At 62.9% G+C, this 12,016-nt stretch carries 9 protein-coding genes; 5 read left to right on the top strand and 4 right to left on the bottom strand.

From position 1 onward, the window contains the following. Positions 1–49 precede the first annotated feature (49 nt). Complete coding sequence (locus tag HX855_RS31760; protein ID WP_309139816.1) at positions 50–463, bottom strand: winged helix DNA-binding protein; 414 nt, start codon at positions 461–463, stop codon at positions 50–52. A 288-nt stretch (positions 464–751) separates the two neighbouring features. Between HX855_RS31760 and HX855_RS31755 the strand changes: the two genes are divergently transcribed. From HX855_RS31755 to yghU, 4 genes are all read left to right on the top strand, one after another. Continuing rightward, positions 752–3,940, top strand: a complete 3,189-nt coding sequence (locus HX855_RS31755) for an efflux RND transporter permease subunit (protein WP_177088806.1) — start codon at positions 752–754, stop codon at positions 3,938–3,940. A gap of 1 nt (position 3,941) precedes the next feature. Further along, entirely contained in the window at positions 3,942–5,123 is a 1,182-nt protein-coding gene (locus HX855_RS31750; RefSeq protein ID WP_177088807.1) for an efflux RND transporter periplasmic adaptor subunit, read from the top strand. Further along, on the top strand, positions 5,116–6,543 hold the full coding sequence (locus HX855_RS31745) for an efflux transporter outer membrane subunit (RefSeq protein WP_177088808.1): 1,428 nt from the start codon (positions 5,116–5,118) through the stop codon (positions 6,541–6,543). The genes HX855_RS31750 and HX855_RS31745 overlap by 8 nt, the downstream gene beginning before the upstream one ends. A 145-nt stretch (positions 6,544–6,688) precedes the next feature. Beyond that, positions 6,689–7,522: a glutathione-dependent disulfide-bond oxidoreductase gene (gene yghU / locus HX855_RS31740; RefSeq protein ID WP_177088809.1), complete on the top strand. Its 834-nt coding sequence runs from the start codon at positions 6,689–6,691 to the stop codon at positions 7,520–7,522. A gap of 94 nt (positions 7,523–7,616) precedes the next feature. Here the strand turns inward: yghU and HX855_RS31735 are convergent, their stop codons facing one another. The 3 genes from HX855_RS31735 to HX855_RS31725 all read right to left on the bottom strand — a co-directional run bounded on the left by HX855_RS31735 (position 7,617) and on the right by HX855_RS31725 (position 10,910). Further along, positions 7,617–8,933, bottom strand: coding sequence for a cation:dicarboxylate symporter family transporter (locus HX855_RS31735; RefSeq protein ID WP_177088810.1), 1,317 nt, complete (start codon positions 8,931–8,933; stop codon positions 7,617–7,619). Positions 8,934–9,024: 91 nt separating this feature from the next. Beyond that, the gene (locus HX855_RS31730) at positions 9,025–10,233 is read right to left on the bottom strand and encodes a pyridoxal phosphate-dependent aminotransferase (protein WP_177088811.1); all 1,209 of its coding nucleotides are present in this window, start codon (positions 10,231–10,233) and stop codon (positions 9,025–9,027) included. Positions 10,234–10,244: 11 nt separating this feature from the next. After that, on the bottom strand, positions 10,245–10,910 hold the full coding sequence (locus tag HX855_RS31725) for an RraA family protein (RefSeq protein WP_177088812.1): 666 nt from the start codon (positions 10,908–10,910) through the stop codon (positions 10,245–10,247). A gap of 117 nt (positions 10,911–11,027) precedes the next feature. Here HX855_RS31725 and HX855_RS31720 point away from each other — a divergent pair, with 117 nt between their 5' ends. Next, a complete protein-coding gene (locus tag HX855_RS31720) occupies positions 11,028–11,924 on the top strand; it encodes a LysR family transcriptional regulator (protein WP_177088813.1) in 897 nt (298 codons plus the stop codon). The last annotated feature ends 92 nt before the right edge of the window (positions 11,925–12,016 follow it).

Raw genomic sequence — 12,016 nt, 5'->3', positions numbered from 1 at the left:
AGGGCGGAACCCATAGCGGCCGTTACCTAAATAACGGATATGCCCCCAATCACCCCTTACCCAACAACGCCCGCGCAAATTCATCAGACGCAATAAAATCCATGGCCTTGCGCAACTCGCAAGCCGCCTCAGCACCAAACACTTCATCAAACCTCACCGCCATTTGCCGAGACACCACCCGCGCCTCCTCATACTTACGCTGCCCCGCGTCGGTCAAGAGCACCCGCCGGCTGCGCCGATCCAGCTCGTCCACCTGCAACAGCACCAGCCCATCCCGCACCAGCGGCTTGAGCGTATGCCCCAGGGCCGAAAGGTCCATCACCAGCGAATGCGCCAGGTCGCGCATCTTGGGCGCGTCGCCATTGGCAATGTGGTTCATCAACGAATACTGGGTAGCCTTCAGGCCAAACGGCACAAACGCTTCGTCATAGATCTGCGCCATGCGACGGGACGCACGACGCACGGCTCCGTTGGAACACGTACTGGGGCTATTCAGGGCAGGCGGTGCGCATTTCACAGGCTGATCACTCGCTACAGCTAGAGGGTTAACCGAACGTTAATCCGGCAAGATGAATATTGACACACGTTGCAACAAATTAGTTGCGTATGCCACTAAACGCTATATCGTGGCATATGCCTCTATTTTGACCGGATGTCAGTGCAGTTGGCCCGGATTACAGACGGGCGGGGCAGGAGGGAAGCGCTGTTTGGTACCTCCTTCAGTTATCAACTTCCTGTCTGGATCACACCTATGCTCAACCTTGTGCGCATCGCATTGCGGCGCCCCTATACCTTCCTGGTATTGGCTATTTTCATCATGATTGTGGGCCCGCTCGCGGCCTGGCGTACCCCGACCGACATCTTCCCCGAAATTCGCATCCCCGTGATTGCCGTGATCTGGCAGTACACCGGCTTGCCACCGGACCAGATGGCCGGTCGTATCACGTCGCCCTTCGAGCGCGTGCTGACCACCACGGTCAACGACATCCGCCATATCGAGGCGCAGTCGTTGAACGGCTTCGGCATCGTCAAGGTGTACTTCCAGCCAGGGGTCAATATCAGTACGGCCAACGCCCAAGTGACGTCGGTGTCCCAGGCCATCCTGCGTCAACTGCCCCCTGGTACCACGCCGCCGCTGGTGCTCAACTACAGCGCCTCGACGGTGCCGATCGTGCAGTTGGCATTGTCCGGCAAAGGCCTCACCGAACAGAAACTCGGTGACCTGGGCCTGAACACCGTGCGCCTGATGCTGACCACGGTGCCCGGTGCGGCGCTGCCATACCCGTTCGGCGGCAAGACCCGCCAGGTGCAGATCGACCTCGATTCGGCCCGGATGCAGGCCCGTGGCCTCTCGGCGCAAGATGTGGCCACCGCCCTGGCCACTCAGAACCTGATCACCCCGGTGGGCACGCAAAAGATCGGCAGCTATGAGTTCAACCTGCAACTGAACAACTCGCCGACGGATTTCCACGACCTGGAAAACCTGCCGATCAAGACCGCCGACGGCACCACGGTGTTGATTCGTGACGTGGCCACCGTGCGGGACGGCAACCCGCCGCAAACCAACATCGTGCACGTCAACGGCAACCGTTCGGTGCTGCTGCCGGTGCTCAAGACCGGTTCGGCGTCGACCCTCGGGGTGATCGCCGGCATCAAGGACAAATTGGCCGACAACAAAGGCGCGCTGCCGCCCAACTTGAATATCGACCTGATCGGCGACCAGTCGCTGTTCGTGCGTTCGGCCATCAGCGGTGTGGCCCGTGAAGGGATCATTGCTGCGGCGTTGACCAGCCTGATGATCCTGCTGTTCCTCGGCAGTTGGCGCTCCACGGTGATCATTGCCACGTCGATCCCGCTGGCCATCCTGTCGTCGATCGCCACGCTGTCGGCCCTTGGCGAAACCCTCAACATCATGACCCTCGGCGGCCTGGCATTGGCCGTGGGGATTCTGGTGGACGATGCCACGGTGACCATCGAAAACATCAACTGGCACCTGGAACAGGGCAAGCCGGTGGAGACGGCGATTCTCGACGGCGCGGCGCAGATCGTCACGCCGGCGTTCGTGTCCCTGCTGTGTATCTGCATTGTGTTTGTGCCGATGTTTTTCCTGGAGGGCGTGGCGCGCTTCCTGTTTGTGCCGATGGCTGAAGCGGTGATCTTTGCAATGATCGCCTCGTTCATCCTCTCGCGAACCCTGGTGCCAACCCTGGCCAATTACCTGCTCAAACCTCACGAGCACCATGAGGACGGCACACCGGTGGTGGCGCCATCAAGCAACCCGCTGGTGAAATTCCAGCGCGGCTTCGAGCGCCAGTTCGAGGCATTTCGCGGGGTTTACCACGGGGCGCTGGAGAGTGCGTTACACCACCGTCGTATCGTGGTGATCGCGATGCTGGCGTTTGTCGCCGTGTCGTTTGCGCTGGTGCCGTTCCTGGGCCGCAACTTCTTCCCTGAGGTCGACTCCGGCCAGATCCTGCTGCATGTGCGGGCGCCGGTCGGTACCCGGGTGGAGAGTAATGCGCGGCTGGTCTCGCAGATCGAAAACACCGTCCATAAAGTGATCGACCCGCAGGAGTTGGCGGCCATTGTCGACAACATCGGCCTGGCCATCAGCGGGATCAACGTGGCCTATAACAACACCGGCACCGTGGGTTCCCAGGACAGCGATATCCAGATCAGCCTGAAAGAAGGCCATCGCCCCACCGCCGAGTACATGCGCGAACTGCGTGAGCGACTGCCCCGTGAGTTCCCGAGTGCGGTGTTCTCGTTCCCGGCGTCGGACATTGTCGGGCAGATCCTCAACTTCGGCTCTTCCGCGCCGGTGGATGTGCAAATTGCCGGGAATAACCTGCCGGCCAACTTCACCTATGCCAGCACGCTGTTGCGGGAGATTCGCCGGGTACCGGGTGTGGTGGATGCGCGGATCCAGCAGTCGCGGCAACTGCCCACGTTCAAGATCGACGTGGACCGCACCCAGGCCCAACTGGTGGGCCTGAACGAGCGCGATGTGACCAACAGCCTGGTGGTCAACCTGGCGGGTTCCAGCCAGGTGGCGCCGACGTTCTGGCTCAACCCGGCCAACGGCGTGTCCTACCCGATTGTGATGCAAACCCCGCAGTACGGCCTCGACACCCTGGCAGACCTGCATAACCTGCCGTTGAGCGGCAGCCCGGGGTCGGCGCAAGACCAGACCCTTGGCGGCCTGGCATCCATCGAGCGCAGCCACGCCAACTCGGTGGTGACCCAGTCGGATATCCAGCCGGTGGTTGAGGTGTTGACCGCCATTCAGGGCCGCGACCTCGGCGCCGTCGCCGCCGATATCCAGAAGATCATCGCCGCCCACGCCAGCGAGGTGCCCACCGGTTCCAAGGTGTTGTTGCAGGGCCAGGTGCAAACCATGAACGCGGCCTTCAGCGGCCTGCTGTTTGGCCTGCTCGGTGCCGTGGTGCTGATCTACTTGCTGATCGTGGTCAACTTCCAGTCCTGGGCTGACCCGTTCGTGATCATCACCGCCTTGCCGGCGGCGCTCGCGGGCATTGTGTGGATGCTGTTTGTCACCCACACGCCGCTGTCGGTGCCGGCCTTGACCGGGGCGATCATGTGCATGGGCGTGGCCACCGCCAACGCCATTCTCGTGGTGAGTTTCTGCCGTGAGCGGCTCGCGGTGCACGGTGATGCGGTGCAGGCGGCGCTGGAAGCCGGCTTTACCCGCCTGCGCCCGGTATTGATGACCGCGATTTCGATGATCATCGGCATGGCGCCGATGGCCCTCAGCCTGGGGGAGGGCGGCGAACAGAACGCCCCGCTGGGCCGTGCGGTCATCGGCGGGCTGGCCTTCGCCACCATTGCCACGCTGTTCCTGGTTCCGCTGATTTTCAGTCTTGTGCACGGGCGGCGTCAGCACGCCACGCTTGCGACCACCGCCACTCAAGGGGTTTGACATGTCCACTTCCATTTCCAATCCGGGTTCACCCCGCCGTAAATCCCGTGGCCTGCTCTGGCTGGTGCTGGGGCTGCTGGTCCTGGTCGCCGTGGTGGTGTTCGGTATCGGCGTGCGCGCCAGCGAATCCCGCGACCTGAAAACCTGGACTGACACCCAGGCCTTGCCCAGTGTGGTCCTGATCACCCCGAGCGTGCAGCCCCAGGGCCCGGTGCTGAACCTGCCGGGGCGCCTTGAGGCGTACTCCCGGGCGTCGATCTTTGCCCGGGTCAACGGCTACCTCAAGACCTGGAATGTCGACATCGGCGACCACGTGAAGGCCGGGCAACTGCTGGCTGAAATTGACACGCCGGAGCTCGACCAACAACTGCTGCAAGCGCGCGCCGTACTGGCCTCGGCCCAGGCTGATGAGTCGCTGGCCAACACCACGGCCAAGCGCTGGCAGGCGATGCTTGCGTCGGACTCGGTGTCGCGCCAGGACGTGGATGAACGCACCGGTGACCTGACCGCCAAGCAGGCCAAAGTGGTCGCGGCCAAGGCCAATGTCGACCAGTTGACGGCCACCAAGGGCTTCCAGCGCCTGACCGCGCCGTTCGCCGGCGTGGTCACCGCGCGTTCCACTGACGTGGGGGCGTTGATCAGTGCCGGTGGTGCCAGCGGCAAAGAGCTGTTCGCGGTCTCCGATGTCAGCCGCTTGCGGGTGTATGTGCAGGTGCCACAGTCGTCCGCGCCGCAGATCAAGGTCGGCACCGTGGCCCGTTTGAGCGTGCCGGAATATCGCGGTGAAGCCTTCACCGCCAAGGTGATCGCCACCGCCGATGCGGTGAACGCCGCGTCCGGCAGCACCCTGGTGCAACTGCTGGTGGACAACCCCGGCAGCCGCCTGTTGCCGGGCGGCTACACCAGCGTGCAGTTCACCTTGCCGGTGCAGACCGACGTACTGCGCCTGCCTGCCAGCGCCCTGGTGTTCGATGACAAGGGCATGCGCGTGGCGACCCTCGACGGGAGCAATCATGTGCACTTCAAGACCGTGACCATCGCCCGTGACTTCGGCGACAGCGTGGAAATCGGCAGCGGCCTCGCCGCCACCGACCGGGTGATCGACACCCCGCCCGACGGCCTGGCCGACGACGATTCGGTGCAACTGGCCGCCAATACCCCAGAGGCCAAACCCCATGGCTAAGCGCACTTGTCTGGTACTGGTCGCGACCCTGGGCCTGGGCGCCTGCCACCTGGCGCCGCCGCTGGATGTGCCGGACGTACCCGTCGCCGCGCAGTTCCATACCCAGGGGCCGTGGACCGTCGGTACGCCGAATGACCAAGCGAGCCGCGACGGTTGGTGGCACATCTACAAGGACCCGCAACTGGACGGGATGGAGCAGCAGTTGCTGCAAAACAACCCGGACCTGAGTGCGGCCCTGGCGCACTATTCCCAGGCCCAGGCGTTCGTGGCCCAGGCGCAGTCGGGGCTGTTTCCGAAGATCTCCGGGATTGGCAATGCCCAGCGCATTCGCCAGTCGGACACCCGGCCATTGCGTTCGGCCAGCCCGCCGAATGTCTACGATTCCGGCACCCTGGGTGTGGAGGTGGACTATGAAGTCGACCTGTGGGGCCGCGTGCGCGACACCGTCGCCGCCGGCACCAGCGACGCCCAGGCGGCCAAGGCTGACCTGGCCTCGGTGCGTTTGAGCTTGCAGGCACAGTTGGCCGACAGCTACATCCGCCTGCGGGGCATCGACCGCCAGGATCAGTTGCTGCAACAAACCAGCGACGCCTATGCCAAGGCCTTGAGTCTCACCGAAGGCCTGCACGGCGGCGGCATCGTTTCCGGCCTGGACGTGGCGCGGGCGCGCACCCAATTGTCCACAGTCAAATCCCAACTGAGCCAGAACCTGGTGCAGCGTGCGGTGCTGGAACATTCGATGGCGGCGATGTTGGGTGAATCGGCATCGACCTACGCGATTGCTCCCAGCGTTGCGGATATTGCCTTGCCCAGCGTGCCCACCGGTGTACCGTCTACGCTGTTGCAGCGTCGGCCGGACATTGCTGCCGCTGAGCGCCGGATTGCCTCGGCCAATGCCCGCATCGGCGTGGCGAAAGCCGCCTGGTTCCCGGCCCTCACCCTGAGTGCCCAGGGCGGTTACCAGAGTGATGAATTCGCGCATCTGCTGAGCGCGCCGAACATTTTCTGGGCGATTGGTCCCTCGCTGGTGGGCACAATCTTCGATGGCGGCGCGCGCCAGGCCGGGGTGGACAGTGCCAGGGCGGCCACCGATGAAGCCGCGGCCAAGTACCGTGGTGTAGTGTTGACCGCGTTCGAGCAGGTGGAGAACAACCTGTCGATCATTTCCGGGCTCGACACCGCCCTGATGGACCAGCGCGACGCGGCCGCGGCCGCCCAGTACGCCGAGGACTTGTCCCTGGCACGCTATCGCCAGGGCGGCGCGGCGTACCTGGATGTGGTGACGGCGCAGGTGGCGTCGTTGCAGGCGCAGCGAACGGTGCTGGATTTACAGACTCAACAGTTAAGCGCCAACGTAGGACTGATCAAGGCATTGGGTGGCGGCTGGAATATTGCCCAACTGGCGCAAAAAAACCTGTAGGAGCGAGCGTGCTCGCGAAGGTGGTCAACGATAACGCGGGCACCCTGAACGAACACGGCGCCCTCGAGTTTTTCGCGAGCAAGCTCGCTCCTACCGTTAGTTATTTAGTGAGTGGCAGTGAACATTGAACCCAAGGAGTAGTGGCATGACTGATTACGTACCGCCAAAAGTCTGGACCTGGAAGACCCAAAACGGCGGCACCTTCGCCAGCATCAACCGGCCCATCGCCGGTGCGACCCACGACAAGGAATTGCCGGTAGGTCGTCATCCGTTGCAGCTGTATTCGTTGGCAACGCCCAACGGCCAGAAGGTCACGATCCTGCTGGAAGAGCTGTTGGCCCTGGGGCACACGGGGGCGGAATACGATGCATGGCTGATCAAGATCGGCGATGGGGACCAGTTCGGCAGCGGCTTCGTGGGCGTCAATCCCAACTCGAAGATTCCCGCCTTGCTGGACCGCAGCGGGCCCAAGCCGATTCGGGTGTTCGAATCCGGGGCGATCCTGCAGTACCTCGCCGAGAAGTTCGGTGCGTTCCTGCCGACCGAGCCTGCGGCCCGTGCCGAGTGCCTGTCGTGGTTGTTCTGGCAGATGGGCAGCGCGCCTTACCTGGGCGGTGGCTTCGGGCATTTCTATGCCTACGCGCCGACCAAGATCGAATACGCCATCGACCGTTTCGCCATGGAAACCAAGCGCCAGCTGGACGTGCTGGACAAGCAACTGGCCGAGCACGAATACATCGCCGGGGATGAATACACCATCGCCGACATGGCGATCTGGCCGTGGTACGGCGGCCTGGTGAAAGGCCGCTTGTATGAGGGCGGTGAGTTTCTCTCGGTGCAGGATTACAAGCACGTGCTGCGCTGGGCCGATGCCATCGAAGCGCGGCCGGCGGTGCAGCGTGGGCGTCGGGTCAACCGCGTGTCGGGCGAGCCGTCAGAGCAACTGCGCGAGCGTCATGACGCGTCGGATTTCGACTGACCCCAGCGCTCCCTGTGGCGAGGGAGCTTGCTGTGGCGAGGGAGCTTGCTCCCGCTGGGCTGCGCAGCAGCCCCAATAAGCATCCCGCATTCTTTCAGGTAGAACGTGGGGGCAAGTTTTGGGGCCGCTTCGCAGCCCAGCGGGAGCAAGCTCCCTCACCACAGGTGTCAGCGGCGCCGTCACGGCGCTCCCACTTGGCGATCACCAGCGGTGCCAGGGCGTTGCCCAGCACGTTCAACGCGGTGGTCGGCATTTCCATCAGGCGATACACCCCGGCGATAAAGGCGATGCCCTCCAACGGCAAGCCCGCGCTCGCCAGGGTCGCCGACAAGATCACGAACATGAACCCCGGCACCCCGGCCGCGCCCTTGGACGTCAGCACCATGGTCACCACCAACAGTGCCTGGTCGCCAAGGCTCAGGTCGATGCCATACAGCTGCGCGACGAACAGCGTGCCGATCCCCAGGAACAGCGACGCACCGTCCAGGTTGAACGAGTACCCCACCGGCACCACAAAGCTCACCAGTGAAGGCGGCACGCCGTAGGTCTCGAGCTTCTTCATCAGTTGCGGCATCACCGCCGCGGAGCTGGCCGTGGAGAACGCCAGGATCAGTTCGTCCTTGATGTGCCGCATCAGCGCAAACAGGTTGATCCCGCACAGGCGCGCCACCAGGTTGAGCACCACCAGCACAAAGAACGCGATCGACACGTAGCTGACCATAATCAACTTGGCCAACGGCAACAGCGAGCTGAAACCGAAGTTGGCCACGGTGACCGCGATCATCCCGAACACGCCGATAGGCGAGTAGGCCATGATCATCGACGTCACTTTGAACATCGCCTCCGACACCCCGCGCAGCACGCCAATCACCGGGTCCTTGCGCTCGGCCGGCAAGCGCGACACCCCAAGACCGAACATCACCGCAAAGAACAGCACCGACAGCAAACTGCCTTGGGCCATCGCATTGATCACGTTGTCGGGGATGATCCCGACGAGGATCTGCCCCAGGCTGTGGCCACCGCCGGCGCTATTGGTGGGCAGGGTCACCGCCGTGGCTTGCAGGCTGGCCAGCTCGGTGCCGGCGCCCGGTTTGAGCAGGTTGCCCATCACCAGCCCGACGATGATCGCCAGGGTGGTGATGCAGAAGAAATAGCTCAGGGATTTGACCCCGATGCGCCCCAGGGACTTGCCGTCACCGTGCCCGGCAATGCCCACCACCATGCAGGAAAACACGATGGGCACGACGATCATCTTCATCAGCTTGATAAAGATATCGCCCGCCGGTTGCAGCAGGTTTTCAATCAGCCACGGCCGGGATTCGGGGAAGCGGTGCAGCAGGGCGCCAATGGCGATGCCGGTGAGCAAACCGATCAGGATTTGCCAGACCAGCGCGATACGGGGCTTGTGCATGGGAATGCCTCATTTATATCAATGATTATGAGTGTTGTTCTAGGCAGTCAATGAGCGGCCATCCGTGGCCGCAGGGTGGGGCGGGAGTCCGTCAGCGCAGTCGATGGCACGCTTCATTCAGGCGACGGCAACCTGCTTCAATCACTTCAAGCGAACTGGCAAACGACAGGCGGATATACGGCGACATGCCGTACGCCGAGCCGCTTACGGTGGCCAGGCCGTGCTCGCGCAGCAGGTGCTCGGCCAGCTGTGTGTCGCTGTCGATCCGTTCGCCGTGTGGGGTGGTTTTGCCCATCAGCCCGGCGACGTTGGCGAACACGTAGAACGCGCCGTCGGGTGGGGTGAAGGTCACGCCGGGGATGTCTGTCAACAGGCCCAGCATGTGTTCGCGGCGTTGCCGGTACACCTCGCGCATCCCGGCGATGGGCGCCTGGTCGCCGGCAAAGGCGGCCACCGCTGCGGCCTGGCTGAGGGAGCTGGGGCACGTGGTGGTTTGCGAAAGCAGCTTGGCAATGGCGGCGACCAACCAGGCCGGGCCGGCACCAAAACCCAGGCGCCAGCCGGTCATGGCGTAGCCCTTGGAGGCGCCGTTGACGATCAGCGTGCGCGCCTTCAGGTCCGGTGCGAGTCGGGTCAGCGATACATGCCGGGCCTCGTCGTAGACGAAGTGCTCATAGATTTCATCCGCCATGATCAACACATGGGGATGACGCCGCAGCACCTCGGCCAGGGCCAACAGCTCGGCCTCGTTGTACACCGCGCCGCTGGGGTTGTTCGGGCTGTTGAGGATCACCCATTTGCTGCGCGGGGTGATCGCCTGTTCCAGGGCCTGCGGCGACAGCTTGAACCCCAGTGACTCGTCGCCGGTAATGATCACCGGCGTCGCGTCATTCAGCCGCGCGATGTCGGGGTACGACACCCAATACGGCGTGTGCACGATGACTTCATCGCCGCGATTCAGGGTCGCGGCCAGGGCGTGATAAATGATGTGCTTGCCACCGCAGCCGGCGACCACTTCGTCCAGCCCATAGTCCAACTGGTTATCACGCTTGAGCTTGAGGCAGATCGCCTTACGCAGGGCGAGGGTGCCGGTGGTGGCGGTGTAGTGGGTGTCGCCGCTGTGCATTGCGGTGCTGGCGGCTTCGAGGATATGGGCCGGGGTGTCGAAATCCGGCTCGCCCACGGTGAAGTTGACGATGTCCCGGCCCTGGGCGCGCAGTTCGCTGACCAGGGCGTTGGCGGCGATGCTCGGGGAGGGCGCGATGCCCAGCACCCGATCGGACAGAAATGCAGTGCTCATGATGATCCCCTTCAGTCCGCCAGACCGGCCTGTTGCAAGACCTTGTCCATCCAGCTCTGGCGCACCGTGCCGGTGGCGATTTCGGCTTTGACTTGTTCCTCATGGGCCGCGTGTTGGGCGGCCTTGCGCAGCACCTCGGCGGCGTCGGCCTGGGAGAAGGCGACCAGGCCGTCTTCATCGCCCACCAGCACATCCCCCGGGTTGATCAACATGCCGCCGATGGACACCGGCACGTTCACCTCGCCCGGGCCGGTCTTGTAAGGGCCGCAATGCACCACGCTGCGGGCGTAGCAGGGCGTATCCTCGAAGCTCGCGACATCCCGAATCGCGCCATCAATCACAAACCCTACGCAGCCGCGTTGCTGGGCATAGAGCTTGATCAGCTCTCCGATCACCGCGTTGTTAGTGTCCCCTTGCGCATCTACCACCAGCACATGGCCTGGCTCCAGCATGCTGATGGCTTTGTAGATCAGCAGATTGTCGCCGGGCCGGGTCTTCACGGTGAGTGCGGTGCCCACCAGCTTGCCGGTACGGTTGTAGCGGTTCAGCCCGCGGGCGCCAATGTGCCGGCCGAGGTTGTCGCTGATGTGCGGGGTGACCACCTGGGCAAAGGCTTCAAGCACCTCGGCGCAAGCCAGTGGCGGGTTGGGGAGGATGCGGGAACCGGGCAAGGACATGGCTGTAACTCCGATTGATCTTATGGGGTTGTGGCTAGATCTTAGGAGCGATGAACATACAGTTTTAGCGATATTTTATTATCTGATAGGATCGCTTTTTCTCATGGGAGGTGGCTGATGATCACGTTCAAGCAAATCGACGCGTTGTACTGGATTGCCGAGTTGGGCAGTTTTGAGGCGGCGGCGAACAAGCTGAACATGTCGCAGTCGGCGATTTCCAAGCGCATCCAGGAGTTGGAAGAAACCTTCGATGTCGAGATTTTCGACCGCAGCAAACGCAATGCGCGGTTGACGGAAAAAGGCGCCGAGCTGCTCGACTACGCAAAGGACCTGCTGGAGCGTCGTGACTACTTGCTGGAGCGGGTGAGTACCCGTGAAGTGCTGGTGCGCCGGTTTCGCCTGGGCGTCACGGAACTGACGGCCTTTACCTGGTTGCCGGCGTTGGTGGAGGCATTGCGCGAGGCCTATCCCAAAGTGCAGATCGAGCCTTCGGTGGAGTTGAGCAGTGAGCTGTTCCGCAAGCTTGAGAGTGATGAGATGGACTTGGTGATCGTGCCGGACGCTTACAGCGATTCACGGTTTTTGAGCACGCCATTGGGCAGTGTGGAAAACGCCTGGATGTGTGCGCCCTGGTTGGTCAGTGAGCCTGACCCGGTGGGGCTGGAGGTGTTGGCGGGGTACACGGTGTTGACGCAGGGGGCGCACTCCGGGACGGGGCTGATCTATGAGCGCTGGCTCGCGGCGCATGATGTGCAGATGCCGCGTAAGTTGACCAGTCATAACCTGTTGGTGCAGGTGGGGTTGGCGCTGTCGGGGGTGGGGGTGAGTTATTTGCCCAAGGGGTGTTTGTCCCATTTGATCGAGCGTGGGGAGTTGCGGGCGTTGGTGACGGAGCCGGCCTTGCCCCGGGTGGGGTATGTGGCGTTGCATCGGGGGGATCGGCAGTTTGGGTTGAACCAGAATGTGGCGCAATTGGCGGTGGAGTGTTGTGATTTTTCGCGGTTGTTGTTTTGAGTACATATCCGTTATTTAGGTAACGGCTGCTTAGGGTTCCGCTCTTACAGCGGGTCACTTTTGGCAAACGCCCTGTACGGACCGGACACATG

The sequence above is a fragment of the Pseudomonas sp. IPO3778 genome (assembly GCF_013386825.1).
Lineage (GTDB): Bacteria > Pseudomonadota > Gammaproteobacteria > Pseudomonadales > Pseudomonadaceae > Aquipseudomonas.
Note: the sequence above shows the minus strand (reverse complement) of the source record. Positions and strands in the feature narration are given on the sequence as shown.